This is a genomic window from Mucilaginibacter sp. PAMC 26640, assembly GCA_001596135.1.
Lineage (GTDB): Bacteria > Bacteroidota > Bacteroidia > Sphingobacteriales > Sphingobacteriaceae > Mucilaginibacter.
In genome coordinates this window covers 633946-659860 of record CP014773.1, presented here as the reverse complement: position 1 = coordinate 659860, position 25915 = coordinate 633946, and the positions used below count along the sequence as shown (strand labels likewise).

The 25915-nt window shown below is 41.8% G+C and carries 26 protein-coding genes; 13 read left to right on the top strand and 13 right to left on the bottom strand.

Going from position 1 to position 25915, the window contains the following annotated elements; genetic code table 11:
• Positions 1 to 5: 5 nt before the first annotated feature.
• Entirely contained in the window at positions 6 to 1094 is a 1089-nt protein-coding gene (locus A0256_02950; protein AMR30449.1) for an efflux transporter periplasmic adaptor subunit, read from the bottom strand.
• A 317-nt stretch (positions 1095 to 1411) separates the two neighbouring features.
• Between A0256_02950 and A0256_02945 the strand changes: the two genes are divergently transcribed.
• From A0256_02945 to A0256_02915, 7 genes are all read left to right on the top strand, one after another.
• A complete protein-coding gene (locus A0256_02945; GenBank protein AMR30448.1) occupies positions 1412 to 3217 on the top strand; it encodes a peptidase M61 in 1806 nt (601 codons plus the stop codon).
• A gap of 99 nt (positions 3218 to 3316) precedes the next feature.
• Positions 3317 to 4651, top strand: a complete 1335-nt coding sequence (locus A0256_02940; protein ID AMR30447.1) for a hypothetical protein — start codon at positions 3317 to 3319, stop codon at positions 4649 to 4651.
• A 64-nt stretch (positions 4652 to 4715) separates the two neighbouring features.
• Positions 4716 to 5486 carry a Ku protein gene (locus A0256_02935; protein AMR30446.1) on the top strand — a complete coding sequence of 257 codons (771 nt, stop codon included), beginning with the start codon at positions 4716 to 4718 and terminating at the stop codon, positions 5484 to 5486.
• Positions 5487 to 5744: 258 nt separating this feature from the next.
• On the top strand, positions 5745 to 6380 hold the full coding sequence (locus A0256_02930) for a hypothetical protein (protein ID AMR30445.1): 636 nt from the start codon (positions 5745 to 5747) through the stop codon (positions 6378 to 6380).
• 256 nt (positions 6381 to 6636) lie between these two features.
• Positions 6637 to 7098 (top strand): aldehyde dehydrogenase, encoded by a 462-nt coding sequence (locus A0256_02925; protein ID AMR34410.1) that lies wholly within the window; start codon positions 6637 to 6639, stop codon positions 7096 to 7098.
• 149 nt (positions 7099 to 7247) lie between these two features.
• Positions 7248 to 7982 (top strand): fatty acid desaturase, encoded by a 735-nt coding sequence (locus A0256_02920; GenBank protein ID AMR30444.1) that lies wholly within the window; start codon positions 7248 to 7250, stop codon positions 7980 to 7982.
• Positions 7983 to 8138: 156 nt separating this feature from the next.
• A complete protein-coding gene (locus tag A0256_02915; GenBank protein AMR30443.1) occupies positions 8139 to 9395 on the top strand; it encodes an aminotransferase in 1257 nt (418 codons plus the stop codon).
• Between the two features lie 90 nt (positions 9396 to 9485).
• On the opposite strand, the gene A0256_02910 is transcribed toward A0256_02915, so the two are convergent.
• A complete protein-coding gene (locus A0256_02910; GenBank protein ID AMR30442.1) occupies positions 9486 to 10202 on the bottom strand; it encodes a hypothetical protein in 717 nt (238 codons plus the stop codon).
• Positions 10203 to 10257: 55 nt separating this feature from the next.
• Between A0256_02910 and A0256_02905 the strand changes: the two genes are divergently transcribed.
• On the top strand, positions 10258 to 10968 hold the full coding sequence (locus tag A0256_02905; GenBank protein ID AMR30441.1) for an SAM-dependent methyltransferase: 711 nt from the start codon (positions 10258 to 10260) through the stop codon (positions 10966 to 10968).
• 6 nt (positions 10969 to 10974) lie between these two features.
• Positions 10975 to 12573 (top strand): hypothetical protein, encoded by a 1599-nt coding sequence (locus A0256_02900; protein AMR30440.1) that lies wholly within the window; start codon positions 10975 to 10977, stop codon positions 12571 to 12573.
• Positions 12574 to 12684: 111 nt separating this feature from the next.
• On the opposite strand, the gene A0256_02895 is transcribed toward A0256_02900, so the two are convergent.
• Positions 12685 to 13665, bottom strand: a complete 981-nt coding sequence (locus A0256_02895; protein AMR30439.1) for a hypothetical protein — start codon at positions 13663 to 13665, stop codon at positions 12685 to 12687.
• Complete coding sequence (locus A0256_02890; GenBank protein AMR30438.1) at positions 13662 to 14039, bottom strand: hypothetical protein; 378 nt, start codon at positions 14037 to 14039, stop codon at positions 13662 to 13664. The genes A0256_02895 and A0256_02890 overlap by 4 nt, the downstream gene beginning before the upstream one ends.
• 68 nt (positions 14040 to 14107) lie before the next feature.
• Here A0256_02890 and A0256_02885 point away from each other — a divergent pair, with 68 nt between their 5' ends.
• Complete coding sequence (locus A0256_02885; protein ID AMR30437.1) at positions 14108 to 14401, top strand: hypothetical protein; 294 nt, start codon at positions 14108 to 14110, stop codon at positions 14399 to 14401.
• Positions 14402 to 14476: 75 nt separating this feature from the next.
• Here A0256_02885 and A0256_02880 read toward each other — a convergent pair whose 3' ends face one another.
• From A0256_02880 to A0256_02855, 6 genes are all read right to left on the bottom strand, one after another.
• A complete protein-coding gene (locus tag A0256_02880; GenBank protein ID AMR30436.1) occupies positions 14477 to 15595 on the bottom strand; it encodes a hypothetical protein in 1119 nt (372 codons plus the stop codon).
• 180 nt (positions 15596 to 15775) lie between these two features.
• Positions 15776 to 16360, bottom strand: coding sequence for a tRNA hydroxylase (locus tag A0256_02875; GenBank protein ID AMR34409.1), 585 nt, complete (start codon positions 16358 to 16360; stop codon positions 15776 to 15778).
• Positions 16361 to 16589: 229 nt separating this feature from the next.
• On the bottom strand, positions 16590 to 17450 hold the full coding sequence (locus A0256_02870; GenBank protein AMR30435.1) for a hypothetical protein: 861 nt from the start codon (positions 17448 to 17450) through the stop codon (positions 16590 to 16592).
• 660 nt (positions 17451 to 18110) lie between these two features.
• Positions 18111 to 18683, bottom strand: a complete 573-nt coding sequence (locus A0256_02865; protein AMR30434.1) for a nicotinate-nicotinamide nucleotide adenylyltransferase — start codon at positions 18681 to 18683, stop codon at positions 18111 to 18113.
• A 79-nt stretch (positions 18684 to 18762) separates the two neighbouring features.
• A complete protein-coding gene (locus A0256_02860; GenBank protein ID AMR30433.1) occupies positions 18763 to 19341 on the bottom strand; it encodes a guanylate kinase in 579 nt (192 codons plus the stop codon).
• A gap of 94 nt (positions 19342 to 19435) precedes the next feature.
• Positions 19436 to 20302, bottom strand: coding sequence for a hypothetical protein (locus tag A0256_02855; GenBank protein AMR30432.1), 867 nt, complete (start codon positions 20300 to 20302; stop codon positions 19436 to 19438).
• 225 nt (positions 20303 to 20527) lie between these two features.
• Here A0256_02855 and A0256_02850 point away from each other — a divergent pair, with 225 nt between their 5' ends.
• A complete protein-coding gene (locus A0256_02850) occupies positions 20528 to 21193 on the top strand; it encodes a hypothetical protein (GenBank protein ID AMR30431.1) in 666 nt (221 codons plus the stop codon).
• Positions 21194 to 21275: 82 nt separating this feature from the next.
• On the opposite strand, the gene A0256_02845 is transcribed toward A0256_02850, so the two are convergent.
• Genes A0256_02845 through A0256_02835 form a run of 3 tightly spaced genes read right to left on the bottom strand, consistent with a single transcriptional unit; the run spans position 21276 to position 23520 of the window.
• Entirely contained in the window at positions 21276 to 22001 is a 726-nt protein-coding gene (locus A0256_02845; GenBank protein ID AMR30430.1) for a ribonuclease III, read from the bottom strand.
• Positions 22002 to 22009: 8 nt separating this feature from the next.
• Positions 22010 to 23263, bottom strand: coding sequence for a beta-ketoacyl-[acyl-carrier-protein] synthase II (locus A0256_02840; protein ID AMR30429.1), 1254 nt, complete (start codon positions 23261 to 23263; stop codon positions 22010 to 22012).
• Positions 23264 to 23283: 20 nt separating this feature from the next.
• The gene (locus tag A0256_02835) at positions 23284 to 23520 is read right to left on the bottom strand and encodes an acyl carrier protein (protein AMR30428.1); all 237 of its coding nucleotides are present in this window, start codon (positions 23518 to 23520) and stop codon (positions 23284 to 23286) included.
• Positions 23521 to 23671: 151 nt separating this feature from the next.
• Here A0256_02835 and A0256_02830 point away from each other — a divergent pair, with 151 nt between their 5' ends.
• Together A0256_02830 and A0256_02825 are read left to right on the top strand one after the other, a co-directional pair.
• Complete coding sequence (locus A0256_02830) at positions 23672 to 24091, top strand: hypothetical protein (protein AMR34408.1); 420 nt, start codon at positions 23672 to 23674, stop codon at positions 24089 to 24091.
• A gap of 69 nt (positions 24092 to 24160) precedes the next feature.
• Positions 24161 to 25597, top strand: a complete 1437-nt coding sequence (locus A0256_02825) for a pyruvate kinase (protein ID AMR30427.1) — start codon at positions 24161 to 24163, stop codon at positions 25595 to 25597.
• The last annotated feature ends 318 nt before the right edge of the window (positions 25598 to 25915 follow it).

Genomic DNA, 25915 nt, shown 5'->3' with positions numbered 1-25915 from the left:
ACTGCTTATTTGATAACTTTTAGAATTTTTAACGGCGATTTTGGCCGGATCTGGATAAGGCCAGAAACCACAATGCTGTCACCTTGTTTAAGCCCGCTGATCACCTGTATCTTGGTATCGGTACGCAGGTCTGTTTTTACATCTTTTGCTACCGCAATGCCGTTGTGATAAACATAAACCTTACTGCTTTTAATATCCGGAATAACGCACTCTGTTGGTACCATAATCGTTTTGGGGATCTGATCCAGCGTGAGGTTAATTTTGGCGAAAGCACCCGCAGTAAGCAGATTGTTTGGATTTGGAGCTTTAGCCCGCACCGTGATGGTACGTGATGTGGCATCAAGGGCAGGCTCAATGGCGTAGACCATTGCATCAAATACTTTTTGAGAACTCTCTATGGTAAACTTAACCTTGCTGCCTTTACCAATAATCTCCAGATAACGCTCTGGTACAGAAAAGGTAACCTTTGCCGGATCGATATTGACCAGGGTAGCTATAGCCGTAGAAGGTGATAAATAACCACCCGGACTAACATTACGCAAGCCGATAGTACCTGAAAATGGTGCACGAACCTCGGTACGCGTCATTTGCGCCCTTATTACATCGGCCTGGGCCTTCATAGCGTTGAGAGACGACAGTGATGTTTCGAATTCCTCTTTACTCACTGCTTCTTTCTCCAGCAAAATTTTATTACGGTTATTGATATCCTTTGCCAGGATCATCTGGGCGTTGATCTGCTGTAATTGCGCCTGCAGATCTGCATTGTAAACTTTAACCAATAACTGGCCTTTGGTAACCCGCGTGCCTTCGGTAAAATAAATACCAGTGATATTTCCGGCCGTTTGGCTGATGAGGCTTACCTTTTCGTTAGCATCTATCGTTCCGGTGATATCTATCTGGTTATTAACGGCCGTATCTTTTACAATCATAAGATTTACCGATACCGGCCCATTCTTTTTGCCACCCTTTCCGCCTTTGCCACCGCCACTGATCGCTGCACTATTCTCTTTCGCCCGTTTGCTAAAGAACTTATTGTAAATGAGAAAGGCTACGAGTAGAGCCAGTAAGGTATATATAATGTATTTAATCTTCATATCAGGCGTAAATAGTTGTAAGAAATGGAGGTAGTTAAATCAAGCATAGTATAGACAGTATTAAACAGGACAGTTTGCACAACCAAGTATTTTAACTTCCGATGAGCGTTCATTTGGGTATGCTCACAAAAACAAGTCAAATTGTTTTGTGGCTTCTTCATCTCAGTCAAAAAATCTGTCAATAATATAAGTATTTATTGGTAATGTTCGCAAAACTAACCGCTTATGGTAAAAATTGATTGCATGTATCAACCATTTTACACCGCCGCAGTTTTGGTAGCTTCAAATTAAAAAGATAAAATTTATAAATTGCAGCCATGAAAAATTTTAAACCAATAGCCCTGGCTTATTTAATTTTGTTAATTATGAACATTTCAACGGCCGGCGCAGCTGTGGTAGCTCCTCAAATTTCCTACAAAGTAACTTTTCCTGAAGCTCAGGCCCACTATGCGGATGTAGAAATGACCATTAGTGGGTTGGCTCAGCCTACCCTTGATCTGAAGATGCCGGTTTGGACCCCTGGCTCATACCTTATCCGCGAATTTGCTAAAAATATAGAAAGTTTTACTGCAACTGCCAATGGCAGAGCAGTGCTGGCACCCAAAATCAATAAAAATACGTGGCACATTGCAACGGCAGGTGTCACCACCGTAACGGTTAAATATAAAGTGTATTCATTCGAAGTGTCTGTACGCACTAGTTTTGTAGATATTACCCATGGCTTTTTGTCAACCACCGGGATTTTTCTGTATCCTAAAGGGATGCTGAACCAACCATCAACCGTTAAGATAATTCCGTATAAAGATTGGACAACTGTATCTACTAGTTTAGAGAAGGTAGGCGGCGATCAATTTACGCTGACCTCCCCAAACTTTGATATTCTATATGATTCGCCTATTGAAGTTGGTACCCAGGATGTTTTTGGGTTTGACGCAGCAGGTGTTAAATATGAAGTTGCCATGTATGGTGGCGGTAATTATGATAAAGAAAAGCTTAAAGTGGATATGACTAAGATCATAGAGGCCGAAACCAAAGTTTTTGGTGAAAACCCTAATAAGCATTATACTTTTATTGTACACAACCGGCAACGCGGTGGTGGTGGCCTGGAGCATTTAAGCTCAACTGTGTTGGGTGCCGCCCGCGATCAGTATGCGACAGAACGCGGCTACATGGGCTTTTTAGGTTTGGTTGCACATGAGCATTTTCACCTTTGGAATGTAAAACGCTTGCGTCCAATTGTATTAGGCCCGTTTGATTATGATAATGAGAATTATACAACCAACCTATGGATAGCCGAAGGCTTTACTGCTTACTACCAAAATATAGCTCGGCGCCATGCGGATATTTATTCTGCCGATGCTTATTTAGCCGACGCTGTTGGCGATATTAATACAGTAGAAAACCAGCCTGGTACCAAAGTTCAGCCACTAGCCGAATCAAGCTTTGATGCCTGGATAAAATCGTACCGCCCTAACGAAAACTCTTACAATACCGGTATTTCCTATTATGACAAAGGCGCTATTGTTGGTATGCTGTTGGATCTGGAGATCATCAACAATACCAGCGCTAAAAACTCATTGGACGACGTGATGAAGTATATGTACGAAACCTATTATAAAGGTAAGAAGCGTGGATATACCGATGCTGAATTTAAAGCGGGCTTTGAAAAATTTGCTGGCAAAAATCTGGATGATTTTTATGCTAAATACATCAACGGGTTAGCACCGATAGATTATAATAAATACCTAGGCTATGCTGGCTATAAAATTACCGACCAATTGGCTGCAACTAACGAGCCTACATTGGGAATAGGCGCGAGCAACCAGCCTGGAGGCAAAAAAATTGTATCACTGGTAGTTCGTGATGGTGCCGGCTGGAAAGATGGCATTAACGTAGGTGACGAAATCGTATCTGTAGATGGCACACCCGTAACCGATATGACTACAATAATGAACGGGCACAAAATAGGTGATAAAATTACCGTTACCGTTAACCGTGATGGTAAAGCCTATAATTTGCCGGTAACCCTGTTGCGTAACAACAGGGTGCAATACAAAATAGAGGACGCAGGTACACCCAGCGCACAGCAGCTGGCCGTACGGACTAAATGGCTGAAACTGTAAGTTTCTGAACTTTATAGATGAGCCCTTTCTGCTATTCAGAAGGGGCTTTTTTTATATTAAGAAGTCATTTTCCCAACATTTATAATATTTTTAGGGCTTATGCACCAGTCTGCAATAAACAACAAGATTAAACCTTACCAGCTGGTAGCGCTAATATTTTTTACGGTATCCGGCGGGCCCTATGGTCTGGAGCAATTACTAGCTTATGCCGGTGATCATGCCGCCATTTTAATACTACTGGTTACGCCTTTGCTTTGGGATGTACCCGCCGTATTTACAGTATTAGAGCTAAATAGTATGATGCCCGTTACCGGCGGCTACTATAAATGGGTTAAGCATGCGCTGGGCACGCGATGGGGTTTTTACGAGGGCTGGTGGACCTGGCTCTACACCTTTGTCGATCTGGCAATTTACCCGGTTTTGTTTGTCGGTTATGCATCTTTCTTTTTCCCCGGGATAGAGGCCTACCGGATTCCCGTGTGCCTATGTATTATTTGGGCGTCAGCCACGCTGAATATTTTTGGTATCGTTCCGGTGGGGAGGGTTTCACTATTCCTGGGGGCGGTTGTACTGTCTCCGCTTATTATTTTGTTTGTTATTGCCATTTACCATCATGGTGGCAGTATTACCGTGCCACATCAAACATTGCGCGGGCTGCCATTCCCCTCGTTTGGTATGGCGCTTTATTTTGTAATGTGGAACTGCCTGGGCTGGGACAATATAACCACCTATGCCGAAGAGGTGGAAAAGCCGGTGCGCTCTTACCTGGTAGCTACTTTTATCGCTTTTGCACTGGTTATGGTGGTATACTTTTTTGCAATTATGGTGGCTATCCAGTCGGGAATTAATCACGGTATGTTTTACAAAAATGGCTTTCCGGCGTTAGGTGAATTAACAGCCGGGCATTGGCTGGGAGTGCTTTTGGCCATAGGCGGTATGGCCAGTTCACTTGGAATTTACTCAGCGGTATTGTTATCCGTATCGCGCGTGCCTAAAGCAATGGCCGATGATGGCTTACTGCCCAAAAGGCTCAATAATCTTCATCCCCGGTTCGGCACACCGTATGTTTCTATCATTCTTTGTTCAATGGTGGTAAGCTTAATGATTTTATGGCCGCTGGCCGAGCTGCTGATTATCGATGTTACGGTTTACGGAGCAGGGCTTTCGCTGGAGTACATTACGCTCATCAAACTCCGTATTTCTGAACCAAACACCTACCGGCCATTTAAAATACCCTTGAATACAACTGGGCTTTGTATTGCCGCTATTTTGCCATTTGGTGTATACTTTACTGCGCTTGCCGGAGCCTTTGCGTCCGAAGAAAGGGGGGTAGTGGCTGCTATATTCGCTTTACTAGTGCTTTCTACGGCTGAAGTATCCTGGCAATCTGTACGGTTGCGCAGGCGGTGGCTTGCTAAAAAAGCAAATGCTTAATTCCCTGTTTATTAAAACCCTTTTGATGCTTTAAAGTTATAACAGGTAGTAAATTATTGTACATATGAGATCTATCTGGAAGGGTTCACTTGGTTTTGGGTTAGTAAGTATCCCCGTAAAACTATTTTCTGCTGTGCAAACAAGTTCTATTGATCTGGATATGCTGGATGCAAGGGACCATGCCCGAATAAGATATCAGCGGGTAAACGAAAATACCAAAAAAGAAGTCCCTTTCGACAAGATCGTTAAAGGCTATAAAATGAACGACGATTACGTTATCGTTGATGCCAAAGATTTTGAAGACGCAGCGCCCGAAAAAAGTAAGGTAATAGAAATAGAAAGTTTTGTAGATATTGATGAGGTAAACCCGATGTTTTACGAAACTTCTTATTATACAGAACCTGATACTAAAAACAACAAAGCTTACGCATTGCTGTTAAAAGCATTGCAGCAATCTAAAAAAGCTGGGCTCGCAAGATTTGTTCTCCGCAGCAGTGAAAGCCTTTGCATTGTTCATCCGCAGAAGAATGTGCTTGTTGTTACGCGCATACGCTTTGGCCAGCAGATAAGGGATACGGAAGACCTTAATATTGCCGAAGATGTAACTGTGAGTAAAAAGGAGCTGGATGTGGGGCTGGCACTAATTAATCAGTATGCGGAAAAATTTGACGTATCTAAATTTAAGGACGAATATAACGACGAATTGCTCAAAATCATCCATGCGAAAGCTAAAGGCAAGCGGGCTACAGTTAAAAAACTAAAACCTCACGTAACCAAAAGTGACGATTTGTACGATCAGTTAATGAGTAGTCTTAAAGTAAAAAAAGGAGCTTAGATCTGCCAATATCCATTTCTAATTTGGTGCTGTCAGGTAAAGCTTGATACACTGCCGTTTAAGTCTTAAAATATCCGGCTCATGTTGAACGAGTAATATTTTTTCGTAATTAATTAAGTACTGCCGTGCCTAAATTAATTCGAAATTTAATTTTTCATTTATAAGTCGAACTATAGAAAAAAAATTTCGGCAACCTTAAATGTTAAATATTCGTATCAGTACAGTATGAATAAACGGCTTCTTTTCATTCTCATGATAATGGCTTTTTTTGCGCAGGGCTGCAAGCTGGATCCGCCTTTGTATGGGCCGCCACCGAAAGAAGATTGGTCCTTAAGCTATCAGCCCGTAAGTAATGGATCTTATTGGAAATACACAATAGATCAGGCCGGAGTGGCTCAGGATTCTTCCGTGCTTACAGTTACCGGCGACAAACCTGTATTTAATGGCAAAGAATACCATACAATTTACGCAGATACTAAGCATAGAAAGGGTAATGGTTATTGTTACTCCGATAAGAATATAATCACTACGAGGCAGGCTAACGTTTCCTACAATGGGCAAGTAACGGAAATTAAGTATTACGATGATACTATTCCAGTTGGCGGTAGTTGGGAAGAAAATATAACCGATGATGGAACGCTAAATGGCGTCCCGGCCAGAATGATTGGTACCTTGGTAGCTAAAGATTTAACCCGCACTGTCCATGGCATAAATTTTCCCAGAGTCGCACATACAAGGCTGCTGCTACAGCAAGACTGGGGAGAAGGCTGGGAAACCTTCGCAACCTATGACTATTATATGAACATGGGTATAGGCGTAATTGAGAACGTGGGAGTACAAGCCGATGGTACGGACCTTGGAAAAATTCGTATTTACGACTATTCGATTAAATGAAGCGCCAGATATGCTTTAAAGGCCATCATCGGCTAACCTAGTCTCAACGTCAGTTCAGCACCGTACTGCTTAAACTTGTACTGTTTTTCATTCGTCAATATTCAAAAATCCTACAGTCTAAGGAGAAATAAGCTTCATTGATTACAAATTTTAAGGGTAGACAGTTAAAGGAGCGGTGGTTCGTAAGTTTTTTAATTAAGAATTAAACGTTGGCATGGTGGTTGTATGTAGTTTACCAAACAATAACAAAACTACCATGGAAACTACATCAGAAAAAGCAATCGAAGTATTAAACGACTTAATAGAAATCAATAATGACCGGATAGACGGGTTTAACCGTGCTTCAAAGGACTTAGGCGAAGGCGATGCTGATTTAAAAGCTGTATTTGACAAATTTGCGAGCGATAGCCGCCAAAATGTACAGGAATTAAGCAGCGCTGTTGGCCAGGCAGGTGGCGAAGTTGAAACTGGTAACTCTGCATCCGGCACTATTCACCGTGCTTGGTTAGATGTTAAGGCTACTTTTAGCGGTCATGATCGTAAGGCTGTATTATCAGAGTGCGAGCGTGGTGAAGATGCAATTAAAAAAGCATACCGCGATGCTTTATCAGAAGTTAACGGTTTATCAGTGGCGCAGAGCCAGTTAATTGCTCAACAGCAAACAGCTATCAATGAAGGCCATGATAAAATCAAAGCTTTAAGGGATGCGCAAGTATAATATCCAACACTAGATAAAAATAGCCGCTTCGTTATTGTACGGAGCGGCTTTTTTATTGCATAAATGTGTGTAATTTTAAAACTACAATTACGTTTTAATCGTATATTTGTAATGGTTATAAATAATATTCCCATACTAATTAGAATCCTGTGATCATATTAATATTCTTTCTCGCACACTGGTTTTTATCATTGTTTTTTCAAACTTTTTTTCTGCACAGGTATGCTTCGCACAAGATGTTTACCACGCCGAAAGTTTTTGAACGCCTGTTTTACTTCATGACGTATTTATTCCAGGGGTCATCGTTTTTAAATCCACGTGCTTATGCTATAATGCACCGCGAACACCACGCATATAGCGACACCGAAAAAGATCCACATTCACCACACTTTTTTACTGATGTGTTTCAGATGAGCTGGTATACTGCTATTAGCTATAGAATGCATGAAAAGCGGTTAAAAGATCCGGAGGAACGTTTCATGGGCAATTATCCTGAATGGAAGTTTTTGGATTATATAGGATCATCTATCGTATCCCGTTTAATTTTTGGCGGCTTATATATCGCCTTTTATGTATTTTTTGCAACACAATGGTGGATGTTTTTATTATTGCCAATCCATTTTATGATGGGGCCTATCCATGGTGCTATTGTCAACTGGTGCGGCCATAAGTATGGTTATGCTAACTTTGATAACAACGACAAATCAAAAAACACTACCCCATTTGATTTTTTAATGTTAGGCGAACTTTTTCAGAACAATCATCACAAGCGCCCAAACAATGCCAATTTTGGCGCAAAGTGGTTTGAGATAGATCCAGTTTATCCGGTAATGAAACTAATGCACTGGGCGAGAATAATCAGGCTACGAAAGGCATACTTATAGATTCAAACACAATGTTTAAATAACTGAAAAGACGGAACTTCGGAAGAGGTCCCGTCTTTTTTGCTTTACCAGTTTAATTTGTTTGCTGCATGTTGTTTCTTACCAACTTTTATCTTCTCGTAAAAGGCCTATATTTGCACTTTATAAAAATCTATAATGAAAGTATCGGTATTAGCGGAAAATTTAAGCGGGTCGGAGATCATCAAGATAGCCGGTGAAATAAATGAGTTAAAAAAGCAGGGACAGAATATTGCAAATTTGACTATCGGTGATTTTGATTCAAATATTTATCCGATCCCTGCCGAACTGAAAGAAGGTATTATAGAAGCCTATAACAATAACCAAACTAATTATCCACCTGCTGATGGTATGTTAAGTCTGCGCGAGAGTGTTGCGGGCTTCCTTAACAACAGGATGGGGCTGGATTATGATCCTAATCAAATTTTAATTTCAGGCGGTTCACGGCCACTAATTTATTCAGCCTATCTGGCTCTGGTTGATCCGGGCGACTGGGTGGTATTCCCTGCGCCATCATGGAACAATAATCACTATTGCGATTTGACAGGGGCCGAGGCCATAATTGTGCCTACCCGTGCAGAAAATAATTTTATGCCCACAGCAGACGAACTGCGTCCGCATTTAAAAGGCGCTACATTGCTGGCATTGTGTTCTCCCTTAAACCCGACAGGGACCATGTTCAGTAAAAAGGATCTGGAGGAGATCTGTGATTTGGTAATAGCCGAAAATGCTAGCCGTCCGGCTGATCAAAAACCATTATACTTACTTTACGATCAAATCTATTCTCAACTTACTTTCGGATCTTACCAGCATTATGATCCGGTTACCTTGCGCCCTGAACTAAAGGATTATACCGTATTTGTTGATGGAGGCTCTAAATGCTTTGCTGCAACAGGCGTTAGGGTAGGCTGGGGATTCGGACCTGCAGGTATCATTAATAATATGAAAGCAATTGTTGGCCACATGGGCGCTTGGTCCCCAAAAGCCGAGCAAGTTGCCATGGCCGCGTATCTGAAGAATGAAACCTTTGTTGATGCCTACTTAGATCAGCTTAAAACAAATATTCAGGCCAGCTTAAGCACATTACACGAAGGCATTCAGCAGCTAAAGGCCGATGGTTTTAGCATCGATTCTATCGAGCCAATGGGCGCCATCTACTTAACTGTAAAAGTTGACTATATTGGCAAAACCACAGTTGAAGGCAAGGTGCTGGCAAATTCTGCCGATGTAAATTTTTATCTGATAAAAGAGGCAGGCGTTGCATTAGTACCATTCTCTGCATTTGGCACGGGCGATGAAATTAGCTGGTTCCGCGCATCAGTAGGGGCGAGTACCCTTCAGGATATACAGGAGCTGTTGCCGAGAGTAAGAACCGCATTGGCAAAATTGGTGTAAGCCCACTCCAATCCCATAGCGATCGGATCTCAACTGGTTAAGATACTCCATTAAGGCCTTTCTTTCGTAGGAGAATTGTGTGGGGCAAACCTACGCCGCATCCGAAAGATACTTTACCAGGCTCCTTTTTGCTACCGGCAACAACGTTTGCTCCAACGGGAAACTGATATCGCTTTGCACATAATAAACAGCTAGGTTTGGCAAGTGCCTGCGTTGCCGGATGAGATCCAGTTTAACCGATTCTGGTGTGGTGGTGATGCTTTGTTCATAACTATTTACAAATTGCACGTTAATACCCCGGAACTGATCGTTTTTATTTTCAAAAATGGTTAGCTGGTATTCATAAATTAAATTGGTTCGTTCGCGTCCATTGCGCAATGCGAAATAGCCATGGTGCGGCATGAGTGGTACCAGCCCAACCGGGCCAATTTTTAATTGGCTCTCTACAAAATCATAGATCTCCCTACCGGTTTGCATTGCAGGGCTCATCTTATCCAAAGCATAATGGATAATGCTTTCAATCTCTTGCATAGAATTATCATCCTGAACAATTTTTTGGTAAGTAAGCTTCACTGCGGCTATATCTGCCTGAGTAAGCCGTTGCGGAAATGCCTGCTGTATTGCTGATTTATTGTTTTTAAAATCCAGCAGGTTATTGTAGTGAAATACCAGGTCGCTTAGGTTAGGGTATAGCTTGGTTTTATCAAAATGGCGGTTGATCTCTTGCAGGTAATTTAGCAAAATGTATTTTTTGTGTTCAAAATCTATTGAACCTTCTATGAACCAGTTAATGCCTAATGATCCCATATTTAAAACGATTTTACAATTAGCTTAAATTAAATAAAAAACGTCAATTTGTAAAATGCAACCAGGAACGCTTTTTTTAATCCCCGTACCCCTTGCCGATGAGGCCGCCGCAAAATCTTTTACCCCTTACCTGGTAGATACCATTAATGTGGTAAAAGAATATATTGTAGAGAATGAGAAAACCGCTCGCCGCTTTTTAAAGCTGGCCGGGCTTATTAGCCCGCAAAGCGAATTGCTGATCCATGATTATGGTAAGCACAATCGTGAAAATGGTTTAAAAGAGTTTTTTACCGGTTTATTAGCAGGCCGGGATGTAGGCTTGATGAGCGAAGCGGGTTGCCCTGGTATTGCCGACCCAGGTGCCGAGATTGTTGCCGAAGCACACCGCAAAGGCATTAAAGTAGTGCCTTTGGTAGGGCCAAGCTCGATATTGCTGGCTTTGATGGCATCCGGCTTTAACGGCCAAAGTTTTACTTTTCATGGTTACATCCCTATCGATAAAGTTGAGCGGGCCAAAAAGATAAAGGAAATGGAGAGCCTGGCCGAAAATAACAAACAAACACAGCTATTTATAGAAACGCCATTTCGTAATGATAGCATGCTGGATAACGTGTTAAAAGCCGCAAAGCCGCAAACTAAACTTTGTATTGCCTGTGATATTACCGCTCCAACTGAATTTATTAAAACAATGACTATTGCCGAATGGAAAAAGCAGGTGCCTGATCTGCGGAAACGCCCGGCTATTTTTCTGATCTTTCATCCCTGATCATAGATGATAGCACTGCCGCAACATACATCTGCTCTCATCGTTGGCGCCGGCCCGTCCGGCCTGATGATGGCTGCTCAACTGTTGCGTTATGGTATTATACCCACTATAATAGATACAAGAAAAGGGCCAACTAATCAATCAAAGGCTTTAGCGGTACAGGCGCGTTCACTGGAGATTTACCGCCAAATGGGGGTGATTGATAAGGTTATCAGCGGAGGAAAAAGAGCCGCCGGGGCTTCGTTTAGTCTCGATGGTGAAGCCTTTGCAACACTTGGATGGGACAGTATCCAACAAACCGAAACTCCGTTTCCGTTTGTGTTTTTTTACCAGCAAAGTAAAAACGAACGCCTGCTGCTGGATTTTCTGACGCTTAATTGTTGCCCGGTTTACTGGCAAACTACACTTATTTCTTTTAAACAAAATCCTGGTAGTGTAGAGGCACAACTGCAAACAGTTGATGCCAATGAAACAATTACCTGCGATTATGTGGTAGGTGCAGATGGTGCGCACAGCGTTGTTCGTAAGCAATTAGGCATCCCCTTTACCGGTGATACGTATCAGCATAAATTTTACCTGGCAGATGTTCAGATAAACAGTACGCTTCGTCCCGACTATGTGCAGCTATTTATGTCGAAAAAATATTTCGCTGGTTTTTTTCCAATGCCAGAGGAACAATCGTTCAGGATAGTGGGCAGTATTCCCGATGAATTGGAGAATAAGGAAGACCTGCAGCTGGAGGATGTTTTGCCACACTTAAACAAAATCACCGGTATCGAAATAGCTGTATTGCATAATAGTTGGTTCACGCTATACAAGCTGCACCACCGCGTGGCCGAGAAATTTTTTGATCACCGGTGCTTTTTAGTTGGAGATGCCGCACACATCCATTCGCCAGTTGGCGGGCAGGGAATGAATACCGGTTTGCAGGATGCATACAATCTGGCCTGGAAACTGGCCGGCGTGTTACATCATCAAATAGCGCCTAAAATATTACACAGTTATGCGGATGAGCGAATGCCCCTGGCTAAAGACTTACTAAACTCTGCCGACCGGATCTTTAATGTCATCACCTCGAGAAACTTTTTCAGCAACCTGTTTAAACGATTTGTAATGCCCGCGGCGCTGAATTACGTTTGGAAGAAAGAGAAATTCCGAACTGAATTTTTTAAGCGGATCTCGCAAACTGGCATTAATTACCGGAATAGCAGGCTTAATTTGCATCTCAGCCATAATACGCAAATAAAAGCGGGAGATCGCCTGCCCTACCTGGAGATCTATGACGAAAAGAAACAAGAGACGACCGATATTCATGCCTGGTGCAGCAAGCCTGGCTTTACTTTAATTACTATCGGCATCATCCAGGAACAATACCTGTTTACCCTGGCTAAGTGGATAACACAGCGGCATAATGGGGTTATCAATTTTTTTCACCTGCCGCCTTCTGATAAAAATCAGCATATTCTTGATAAATTTGAGGTCCGTCCCGGTCATCGAAAAGCACTCATTATACGCCCGGATATGTATATCGGTTATATTAATGATGCGATAGATATCGAACTAATGGATAACTACCTCGTGGATGTGGTAGGGTTTGTGGGATAGCCATAGCTTTCTCAAGCTAGCTAGGAAAAGTTGCAATTGATCTCAATAAAAATAGCCCCGGCTCTGTTTCCAAAAACCGGGGCTTGGGGGAATTATAATATATTGATTTGATTAATGAATAGTCCGGGCCATGCGGAAGGTGCCAGCAGCATCAAATGCTATCATATATTTGGTGTTGTTTACCGTTATGAACACATCGTAACCTTGTAAAGCACCTGTCTTAGTACTGATGGCAAAAGCTTTGTTAAATACATAGCCGGCATAAGTAGTGGTCAAATAATTAGTTACGGAAGCAGGGATAGCAGCTTCTGTAATTGAGGCTACTTTTCCATGATGATCATCTATCAAAGCGCGTTTAATCAAACTGCCTGCGGAAGTAATGGCGGTTGCGTACAAGCCATTGTTTTTGCTAACTAATACGTAGGTGCTATCGTGCGTTACGAATGCATGCAACAGCGTATCGGCTGCGTAACTGCCCGTAAAGAAGGTTTTCACTTTTACAGGGATAGCCGATAACGCCAGGGTATCTTTACCCGGTCCGCCTCTGTCGCCAAATGGGCCGCCCGCATGAAAACGCCTGTCGTGTTTTAAATCATCGCCTATCCGTTGTTCTAATACGCTCACAAATGTGCCGTCTGTTTTAAATTTCAGACCAACGAAATTTCCATTGTATTTTATAACTACAATGTAATTGGTTACAACACTCAGGCTGTCCTTAACCGAAAACGCTTTGGAAAACGTATAACCCGAATAGTTAGCTGTTAGATAGGTGCCAATTGCCGCAGGTAACGCGCTCAATGCAACGGAATCCTTTTTGCCATGCTTGCCCATGCAGCCCACTACATAGAGGCTATCCGTAGTTCCGCTTGCGCTGATAGCTGCGATTGCGATAGCGCCTGTTGAAGCTACAGCTGTCGCCAAGGCATTACTTGCTGTGTTCGTAGTGGTGCTTTTAACGGCATCTTTTGTACATGATGCCAGCATGCTCACGGCTCCCAGCATCAATAAACTGTAATAGATAATTTTGCTTTTCATGATTATTAATTTGTTGTTATTGGTTTCCTTATTCAATGATCTTTTACGCGTTATCACGAGGCCATTAAATAGTCCATGCGTGAGGCAAACAGGCTAATATCAAGGGGCTTTACAAATAGGGCATCGCACTTGTAAGCTTCGGCGCGGATCTTTTTAGATTTATAGGCCGTAACCACAATGATGGGGACGCTGGTAAGGTTAAGGTCTTGTTTAAAATCCTCGCAAATTTCCAGGCACTCGTTATTTAGCAGCAGGTAATCTAAAATAATCAGGTCGGGTTTAAGGTCTTTGGCTTTGTCGTAAACCGCATTAGGGTCATAGGTAACGTGGATCTCGAAGTTGCCCAGATAAGCCAGGTCATCTACAACTGATAGCAGCCGGTTATCCTTATCCAGCACAAGAATGTGTTTTTTGTCCTCAAAGCCTTTCATAATCGTTTAATTAATTTGTGTGGCTAAGTTGCAGTTTTGCGCAGTGCGGCGTTGTAGAGTGTCGTTAAATGGCTGTAATGTATCGACTAATTGTCTTTCCTAAAAAAGCAGTGAAATTTCTTTATCGATGCAGTAATAGCCAGACAATCATAATGTTAACAATCTTAAAATCTTTTTTTAATAGGAAGTTTAAATCAGGGAGTCTTTTATACCATTTTGCTGGCTCCGGACAGATAAATAAACGATATGCTTTGCAAGAGGGGGAATTGATCTGTTGGAGTTTAAATTTAAAAATGGGGCCCGCGCAGCACACGCGGAACCCCTATGGAACTATTATAAAACAGAGAACACTTCATTGTTAAAATAGGAGGGGGGGAGAGGCAATTTAAAACACCTACATAAATTCTGCCCTCCCTGTCTCCGTATTGCCTTCCTGGTTATTTTAAAGTAAATACCTCTAACGCTATATCTTTGGTGCCTTGTCTACCCGATGAAGGCCCCGGCAGTTTGCCACTATTTGTTGATAAAGCTGGTTGGTTACCAACTTGGGGTGGCGCTACGCTTGGCCCACCAAGCGGCTGAACACCCATGCTTCCGCCTGCGCCCCCGGCTATATAAATTTTATGTTCGTAAACGGTGCCGCCTGCACCATTCCGCGCTTCGTTTAAATCGCCGGTTTTAACCCATTCTCCGCCTTTGGCAGGGTCGTAACAGTAGGTATCTTTCCGGGCGGCATTTGGCTCGTTGGCAGTGGCCCGCTCGCCGCCAATGTAGTAAATTTTACCATCGAGGTTAACTGCCGTGCCGCCGCCGGTACCCATTGGTAACCTGGCTGGTAATGTGCTCCACATCCGGCTCTTAAAATCATAGCAATCAACACTAAGTTCTACTTTGCTAAAAAAAGCCATAAAGTTATTTGGCTCATGGTAGCTTGTGTTTCGCCCACCAATTACATAAAGCCTACTGCCTGCTACTACAGCCGTGGCATGATCGCGGATATGAGGAGCATCTTGCAGCTTCTTCCAGGTTTTTTTAACCGGGTTATATTCATCAAACATCGCATTGGTGCCGCTGCTGTGCCCATTGGTGATGCCACCCACCAAATACAGTTTACCGTTATATTCTGCAGCGCCTGCTCCGCCCCGCCGCCGGTCTACAGGAATTTCTATGCCCTTCTCCCAAACATCATACTTCGTATCATAAGTGTAAATGTTTGTTATCGGTATCTGATCAGGGAAGCTGCCGCTTGTGAATGCGCCCAATACATATAATTTATATTGAAATTCAACCGATTGAAAATGATTTAATGCAATCGGCGCTAAAGCTTTTTTATTCCAGGTCTTTGGGAGCATGTCAAACGCTTCTACCTCTATTGCTGGTCCGTCGCCGCCCAACAGATACAATATCCCGTCAGAACTGGCCAGGCTGCATTCGCTACGGCCCGCAATTTTGTTTTTGGTAACAAACGGCTCCCAACTGCCCCCACGTTTTTGCTGAGCAAACGCGGTAGCAGCCACAAAAAAAATGAAGCAATAAAAGGTAGCCGCTTTTTTCATACATTTCATCAGTAATTGTGTAAAGAGTTATATAGCTGTATTTTATGACAGACTATGGTACTCTTTACATTTACTACGTCTAAAAGTAAAGCGTGATGGAGGTAACGTTATTAGGGTATCGGTAAACAGGGAATTTGTGTCGATGACGGCGGGCTAAGAGAGCCTGTTTTGAAAATTTGTTTAGCCGTGAATGGTTTCGCCTTTACCGTAGTTTTGGATCACCAGCGCTTCAAAAGCCAGGAACTCTTTCCAGCGCTTGTCAACATCAATTTCTACCGCATGTTTTTTAGCCAGGCGCAGAAACATAGCGTAGTGAGTAGCTTCGCTTACCATCAGTTCGTAATAGAATTCTGAGAGGGCCTTATCGTTGATGTTTTCAGACAGTACTTTAAAACGTTCGCAGCTACGCGCTTCGATCATTGCCGAGAACAAAAGCCGGTCGATCAGTTGTGCTTCGCGGCCACCACCTATGATGATGAATTTGCGAAGTTCGTTCACATAATTATCCTTGCGTTCTTTACCCAAAGTAAAGCCACGCTGTAATAAGATCTCGTGCACGCGTTTGAAATGATCCATTTCCTCCTGTGCCAGGGCTATCATTTCCTGTACAACATCGCTTAGGTTGGGGTTTTGTACAATTAGCGTTATAGCATTAGTAGCCGCTTTTTGCTCGCAATAGGCATGATCGGTTAATAGCTCTTCAATATTGCTTTCTACTACATTCTTAACCCACAGCGGATCGGTTGGGAGTTGTAGTTTCAGGATGGTTTTATCGCTCACAGCGCAAAGATAAGATATGGAGGCGAGAGGTAAAAGATTAAGGGCAAACAGGCTAGGACAAATGCTTTTTATTTGGGCTGTTAGTCGGTGAAGATTGCGCCGTTAGCGCTTATCCGTTAATACACCTTAATGGCTTTAATTATAGATAATAAATAAGCCTAAACGAAATATTCGTTTAGGCTTAACGTTACCCAAATTGTCGTAGTTTAACTAGTTATAAATTTAGATTATTATAAATTAGATGTGAGGCGTTAACCGTCCAAGGATGGCCGTTAGGGTCAACACTAACATTTATGCCAGTACCTGATGCTGTATCTGTCCAGCCGGTTCCATTCCATTTCGAGATTTTACTACCCCCTGTAGGAGATGAAATAGTAGTTCCTGAAATATATACAACGTTATTTCCGCCAATTCCAATGTCAGTGGCTGTACCCGGCATTTGTGTCCATGTACTACCATTATATTTGTAAATTAAGTGTGATTTATTTACTACCCAGGGTGTCCCGTTCGCATCAACAGCTATCCTAACACCGGCAGCACCAGGCATTACCACCCACGCACTTCCATTCCATTTTAAAATTCTGAAACCGCCAGTAGGTGATACGGTAGTCGTGTCAGTTATAAAAACCGAACCATTGGCACTAATACCGATGTCTGTAGCAGTGCCCGGCATAGGCGTCCATGTGCTGCCATTATATTTATATATTAAATGCGATTTATTTACCACCCATGGTGTGCCTTGAGGATCAACAGAAATATTGACCCCAGCGGCGCTAGGCATTACTGCCCATTCGCTTCCACTCCATTTTAGAATTCTGAATCCCCCGGTAGCTGAAACTGTCACAGTATCCGTTATAAAAACAGATCCGTTGGCTCCAATTCCAATATCCGTGCCTGACCCAGGTAATTGCGTCCAGTTATCAGTTGACAAAGATATGGCAGTAATTTGTTCTTTAGGCGAATTTGCAAGTGCGGTAGCGGAGGAAGTTTGTGATTTCTGATCTTCTTTTTTGCATGCTGTAAAAAGCTGTGCAACAATCATTGTGGATAAGATGAACGATAGGTTTTTTTTCATATAATATTTAATTTATGGATAACCTTATAAACATAAGTAAAATATAGGTTACGAAGATTAATTAAATATTAAATAATTAATTAGTAATAATTAAAAATAAAAAATCGATTGTTCAGACCAAGTTTTTTACATTGTTTTTTTTAAAGGTTAGTATAAACGAGTATCAAATTTAGCGTTCAATAAACTACTCTATACACATATCCATATTTAGTCTTAATATATAACCCGGCAAAACTAAGTTGATATAACTCGTATTCAATGCCGTATTATTACGCAAATGATAATAAATAGATAATAGTAAATTTTCTGGGCAAAGAAAGTGGTCTTAATTAAGTTTTCTATTATATTATAATTTAATTGCATTTCTCGTAGTGCAAATCTTTTAGAATCTTTTATTGTTAATCATAAATTTCTTTCAAATCTCGCTATGCGATTTTTGAGTAAACTAATTCAACTCCAATTATCAATTTCTGCATCTAATTCTTCCTAGGTTAACAACTCCCCCTTTTTAAATTGTTCTTTGGGAATTTCGATTTTCTTTAGCAAAAGTATTTCTCCCACAATATCATCTACCACAAACGTATCCCGCATATCGTTAACGAGCGCTTATACCTTATCTTTTGTCAACATAACTCATCCATATTTGTGTAAAACTACAAACTACTTATACAGACTCTTGCTCTCTATAAACTTCAAAACAGGATCTGGTACAAAATATTGCACGTTCTTTTTTTCTGCGATGGATTTACGAATGAATGTTGCCGATAGTTCCATCTGCGGGGTCATCGTAATTGTAACGGAGGGATGGGAGGCAAATTCGGCATTTTCATAGCCGGGGCGAGGGTAAACAAAAATTTGGTAATCGCGGAGGATGAGGCGATAGTTTTTCCATTTATGTAAAGTGCCCAGGTTATCAGAACCCATTATGAGGACAAACTCATGCTCTGGAAATTTCTCCTTTAAATGAGCCAGGGTATCAATAGTGTAAGATGGCTGCGGGAGCTTCAACTCCACATCGCTAACACCAATATTGGAGGCATTTTCAGTAGCCAGTTTGGCCATTTCCAGCCTGTCGTAAGTATTGATTAGATCCCCGTACTTTTTCAAGGGATTTTGAGGAGATACCACCAGCCAAACCTTATCGAGGGCGGTGTGGTTAGCCATATAGTTGGCAATTATTAAATGCCCTATATGTATGGGATTGAACGAACCGAATAGTAAGCCTATTTTCATGTGCCCCCTAACCCCCTAAAGGGGAAATAATATGTGATTGTAAAGCCCCGGGTCCTAACGAGTATCAGGAGCTCCCCTTTCAGGGGGCCGGGGAGTTAATAAAATCGGTCACCAGCTTCTCAGCTTCCGCGCACGCCGTTTCAAGATCGTAATTTTTAAGGATAATATCAAATTGAGGAGCGTAGTTTAATTCTTTTTCTGCTTTTTCAAACCGTTCTTTTAGTTTTTCGGCACTATCGGTGCCACGGCCGGTAAGGCGTTCTATCAAAACTTCCAAAGAAGGGGGTTGTACAAAAATCGCCAGGGCCTGATCCTGATATTTGCGCTTTAGGTGCATGCCACCTTCCACATCAATATCAAAAATTACGGTTTTCCCTTTTGCCCAGATCCGTTCTATTTCGGTACGAAGTGTGCCGTAAAACGTACCGGTATAAACTTCCTCAAATTCAACAAACTGTTTCTTGGCTATGCGGTGTGTAAACTCGGGTAAACTTATGAAGTAGTAGTCTTTACCGTGCTCCTCATCGCCTCGTGCGGTTCTTGTAGTGGCCGAAATTGAAAATTCCAGGTTCGGCACCTTGCCGAGCAAATGATGTACAATAGTTGTTTTACCCGCGCCCGATGGAGCTGAAAATATAATGAGTTTACCTTCGGTCATTAGTTTATGAATTCGTTAGTTCAGTTTGGTAATAGTTTATTGGTGATAAGTTCGCTACGCAGAACATTAACTAATAAAATATTAAACCACCTAACTATAATACGTTTAAAAGTTGTTCTTTAATTTTTTCAAGTTCTTCTTTCATGCCTACCACTAATTTCTGCATGTTGGCATCGTTGGCCTTGGAGCCTAGCGTATTTATCTCGCGGCCTATTTCCTGGGAGATGAAACCTAGCTTTTTACCGTTTGCGTCTGCATTTTTCAACGTTTCGATAAAATAATCGCAGTGCGCTTTTAAGCGGATTTTTTCTTCAGTGATATCCAGCTTATCTATAAAATAGATTAATTCCTGCTCAAATCGATTCTTATCAATGCTTTCTGCACCCACCGCTTCCGCTAGAAAGTTATTTAAACGCTCACGGATGACCGGCACACGCTTTGGTTCTTCTATCTCAACCAGTTCCAGGTTTTTCAGAATGATACCGATCCGCATTTTGATATCCTGCTCAAGCACATTCCCTTCATCACTGCGGAACTGTTGGAATGCAGACATAGCCTGGTTAAATGTTTTCTCTACCAGCTTCCATTCATCTTCCGAAACCGACTCCTCTTCAAACTTGACTACCTCTGGTAAACCCAAAGCCAGTTGTAATAAATTGCCGGTTGGTTCGTTCAATTCGTCGCTTACTGATTTCAACTGATTGTAATAATGTTTCAGCAATTCGCGGTCAATACCGGCTGCCTTTACATCGGCAGCATTGGCCTGCTCGGTATTGATAGATAAATTTACTTTACCGCGCTCAATTTGTTTACTGCAATCGTTACGGAGCTGAAATTCTTTTTCGGAAAAAATTTTAGGTAAGCGTAAGGATAGTTCTAAGAATTTACTGTTCAGGGATTTAATTTCGACGGTATATTTTGTTCTGCCCGAATCGAAGCTGGCAATTCCATACCCTGTCATGGATTTTATCATGTGCAAAGATAGCCTTTTTAGAAAGATGTGAGAAATGAGATTTGAGGTAGCATTTATCTGCATATCTGCACATTTGGAATCTGTACATCCGCTTTTAACACTTTTTCACAATTCAAGTCATTTAATAGCGATAAGTTTGTAGCATATATATTTATGCCCTTTACCAAAACCATATTGTTCGCGTTGCTGCTGTTACTTTGCTCGGCTTTTGCCATGGCACAAGATGCAAAAGGTACCTTGTACCGTAAGATCTCTAACGATAGATTGGCCAATGTTGTGGTGACAAACCTTAACAACCGGGCAATAGCCATGACTGATATTTATGGTAATTTTTCCATTAAGGCAGCCTTAAACGACACCCTGCAGTTTACCACAAACGATTATACGCCTCAAAAGCAGATGTATACCGGATACAGTATGATTGTTTATATGCAACCGCAAATAAAGCTGGGAGAGGTTACCGTACGGGGCCAGACAAAAAAACAGGAACTAAGCGAAATTATGCAGGCCTACCGTAGCAAAGGGCTTTACTATGATGGAAAACCTCCCGTAACTGTGTTTTTGCCGATTGGTGGTTCGCCACTTACCGGTTTACGCGAATTGTTTAGTAAGGATGCAAAGAATTTACGCCGTTTTGCAAAGTTTCAGAAAAATGAATTGGAAGCTAGCGAAGTTGACCGGCGTTACAATAAATTAGTGGTGATGCGGGTAACCGGGGCAAAAGATACTACCGAGGTTTTAAAATTCATGGATTTTTGGCGCCCATCCTATGAGGACCTAAAAGTTTGGGGAGACTACGATCTCATTAAACAAATAAAAGCCAAGTTTGAATATTACCGTAAAGAAGGGGACAGGGTAAGTTTACCTAACTTGTATTAAGCTCCTCATGATCTGTTGAAAGGAGAACAGCTTTTAGCCATGAGTATTTTACTTTTATACCCGCTTCAGGTGTCGGTAGACTTTAGATCCCTAAGGCTGCACAAGCTTTCTCGGCCGCCAGCTTTTCAGCATTCTTTTTACTGAATTCCTTACCACTACCCATTACTTCTCCATCTACGGTAGCTTGTACGGTAAATAGTTTTGTGCTTTCGCCCTCCTGATTAATCACCACATCAAAGCTAATGTCCTTACCATGCCGTTGGCACCATTCAATCAGCTTACTTTTAAAATTTGTTTCGGTTTGCTCCAGGGTGTGGATATCAATATGGGATTTGATGATGTGGTTAATCAAAAAATTCTTCGTGAAATCATAACCTTTATCCAGGTAAACAGCGCCTATCAGCGCTTCAAAAGCATCGCCGAGTAAAGAACCCTGCCTGCCGGAATTTAGAATTTTGGTATCAAACTCTATCAGTTTATCAAAACCCAGTTTTTTACCCAATGCGTTAAGGTTAACCCGGCTTACTATTTTTGATCGCAACTCGGTTAAAAACCCCTCGTCCTCGTAGGGATAAAGTTTAAAGAGCACCTCGGCTACAACACTGCCTAATACGGCATCACCCAAAAACTCAAGACGCTCATTGCTATTCTTTACGCCTTTTTTTATGTTTTGGGCTACAGATTTATGCCGGAATGCCAAACGGTATAAAGACAAATTGCCCGGTACGAAACCGAGCAAATTCTTTAAAACCTTAACATATTTTCTGTTTGGGGATATATATAGCTTGTAGAAGCGACTAATAGGCATCCAGAATTTTATTGCTGATATTTTTTAAATATCACTGATGCGTTGTGGCCACCAAAACCAAAACCATTGCTTTGCGCTATATTAACTTCTCGCTTTTGAGCAGTGTTAAAGGTAAAGTTGATTTTAGGATCAAAGGTTGGATCATCTGTAAAGTGATTGATTGTTGGCGGTATAATATCGTTTTTAAGCGCTAAAATAGACGCGATAGCTTCAACGGCGCCAGCAGCACCAAGTAAATGGCCCGTCATGGATTTAGTTGAACTGATATTAATTCGATAAGCATGCTCACCAAAGGCATCCTGGATAGCTTTTACTTCCTGCGGATCGCCGATTGGGGTTGACGTGCCATGTACGTTAACATAATCGATATCTGCAGGGGTTAAGCCCGCATCTTCCAACGCTGCTTTCATCACTAATGAAGCACCCAATCCATCAGGGTGGGGAGCCGTCATGTGATATGCATCAGCACTCATGCCGCCGCCAACCATTTCAGCATAAATCTTGGCACCGCGTTTTATGGCGTGGCCTAATTCTTCTAAAATTATGGTGCCTGCACCTTCACCGGCAACAAAGCCGTCACGATCAAGGTCAAAAGGCCGTGAGGCAGTAGCAGGGTCGTCATTACGTGTGGACAGCGCATGCATTGCGTTAAAACCACCGATACCAGCCTCGTTTATGATTGCTTCAGACCCACCGCTGATAAACATATTAGCTTTACCCAAACGGATATAGTTAAATGCATCGATAAGTGAATTATTAGACGAAGCACAAGCAGACACAGTAGTGAAGTTTGGCCCTCTTAAACCGTATTTGATAGAAATATGGCCAGGGGCGATATCCGCTATCATTTTGGGGATAAAGAAAGGATTGAATTTTGGGGTGCCATCACCTTTAGCAAAATTCACTACTTCATCCAAAAATGTTTTTAAACCGCCAATGCCCGATCCCCAGATAACGCCGATGCGGCTGGTATCCAGTTTTTCAAAATCAAGGCCTGCATCCTTAACCGCTTCTTCTGTAGAGAATAAAGCATATTGCACAAAGGGATCAAGCTTACGGGCTTCTTTTCTGCCCAGAAAGCCTTCCGCGTCAAAATTCTTTACTTCGCAGGCGAATTTGGTCTTGAACTTAGAAACGTCAAAACTCTTAATAAAGGCAGCGCCGCTTACCCCATTGATCAAACTATCCCAATATTCGGGGACAGTGTTACCAATTGGAGTAAGCGCTCCAAGCCCGGTTACTACAACTCTCTTAAACTCCATTTAATAGTTTTAAAAGGAGCTTATTTAACGTTTTTCTCAAGGTAAGCAACAGCCTGACCTACAGTACCGATGGTTTCCGCCTGATCGTCAGGAATTGCAACGTTAAATTCTTTCTCAAACTCCATGATTAGTTCCACGGTGTCTAAAGAGTCAGCACCAAGATCGTTGGTGAAGGAAGCTTCAGGTGTAACTTCACTTTCGTCAACACCCAGTTTTTCTACGATAATAGCTTTTACTCTTGAAGCGATATCAGACATAGTCTTACGTTTTTAATGATTAATAAATTTTCAGTGCAAAGAAAAATAAATAATGTTAAATATCAAATCTAAAAACTTAGCATAATTTATAGAACAATATTTTAATGCAAAGGTTTGGATTAGTAATTTTAACGCCGTAAAAGTAATGATTTTGAACAGGAAAAATTTAAAGTTTGAGATCGATTTTGATTTTATATTAATTGCGGTCACCACATCATTAAAAGATTACCGTATTTGCTACTTAATTAACAAGTGTTTAAATTTTAATTTTACACGTCAAAACGATCTGGAGCTTGATATCGGGCCTGCCGGGACCGAAGTTTTGTTCTCCATGTTCCTCTACAGTTGGGAAGCCACCGAAACAGATTTTATTTTTGTTGCTAATAAAGGATCAGAGGGTTACCTTGTGCCCGAAATGCGGCGGGCGGATTATTTCATGTTAATTAAAAATTATATAGACGAATCCGATCTTGAAAGCATAATTTCGGCCCTGAATAAGATACCGGAAGTAGTAACGGCAGTAAAGATTGATCCGAAAAAAATAAAATCAAGGGAAAATCTCTTATTTTAGCGGAAATTTAGATGTGTCAATACTACACTATTATATAGTATAAAATACAGCCCGATTAAACCTGAGAATATGAATTTTTATTATAACCGCACCAAGATTGTTGCAACAATGGGGCCGGCATCGGCTAAAAAAGACGTTTTATTGGCCATGATACGCGCCGGATTGAACGTTTGCCGCCTTAATTTTTCGCATGGTAAGCCAGAGGATCACAAGAAATTTATCGACCTGATCCGCGAAATTAATTCAGAATACAAAACTAATGTTGGCATCCTGGCCGATTTACAGGGCCCAAAGATCCGTATTGGACTGGTAAAAGATGGTGGCATCCATTTAATTAATGGTACACGCATCAACATCACTACAAAAGAATGTATTGGTGATGATAACCAGATCTACATTACTTATGAAACATTTCCGCAGGATGTACAGGCTAATGAGATTATCTTATTAGACGACGGAAAATTGCAGCTAAAGGTTATTGAAACCAACCGCCAGGATACTGTTGTTTGTGAGGTGGTACATGGCGGTATCTTAACATCTCGTAAAGGTGTTAACCTGCCAAACACCAAAGTTTCTATCCCAAGCCTTACGCCGGAAGATCTGGAGAATTTACAATACGCTTTAGCTTGGGATGTAGATTGGATCGGTCTTTCATTCGTTCGTACCGGCGCTGATATTATAGATTTAAAACGAATCATTCGCGAAAGCGGTAAAACCGCCCGCGTAATTGCCAAGGTTGAAAAACCTGAGGCGATTGATAACATAGATGAGATCATAGCTGCAACCGACGGTGTGATGATTGCACGTGGTGATTTGGGTGTTGAATGCCCGCTGGAAGAAGTGCCACTGCTGCAAAAGATGATAGCGCGCAAATGCCGTGATGCATCCAAACCGGTAATTGTTGCTACCCAAATGCTGGAATCTATGATCACCACCCCGCGCCCGACACGTGCCGAGGTGAATGACGTAGCCAACTCCGTACTGGATGGTGCTGATGCGGTGATGCTGAGTGGTGAAACATCTGTTGGTGAGTTCCCGGTTATCGTTATTGAGACAATGGCTAAGATCGTTCGTAATGTGGAAGATCTGGGGTATCCTTTCAATGCTTCCAAAGCGGAGAATCCTGATCCGGCATCTCCAAATTTCCTGAGCGATAATTTGTGCGGTAGCGCTGTTTACCTTGCAGAGCATACTAAAGCAACCGGGATCGTATCCATGACCACTTCTGGCTACACTGCTTTTGAAATCTCCAGCTACAGGCCTAAAGCCGGTACCTATATCTTTACTTCTAACAGGCAATTGTTGAATTCTTTGAGCTTGGTTTGGGGTGTACGCGCTTTTTTTTACGATAAATTGGAGAGCACAGATCAAACGATAATAGATGTTAACGAAATCCTGAAATCAGAAAACCTGATTAGAACTGGTGATGTGGTGATCAATACTGCTGCTGTACCAATTGTTAAACAAGGCAAAACCAACATGCTGCGTATTAGTGTTGTTGAATAATCGAAGTTATAAGTAAGAGGTACCATACCTTATGATTTTATAAAAATAAAAGGGTTATCGCGATGAGCGATAACCCTTTTATTTTTATGCTGTTTTTTGTTCGTGTTCGCGGTGTCTTGATTTTGAGAGCAGCCCGAACGTGCCCGAACGTGCCCGAACAAGCCCGAACATAGCCTGTTTAAGTATTAAATTGGGTATTTTGGCGGGTAGTATATAGCCCTTTTACTTTGTGAAGAAATTACATCGCTGATTTTATGCTAAGGTGCAAGCCTTAATTCACAGCCCGGTTTACCAGCTTGGTAAGTGCCGCCAGGCAGG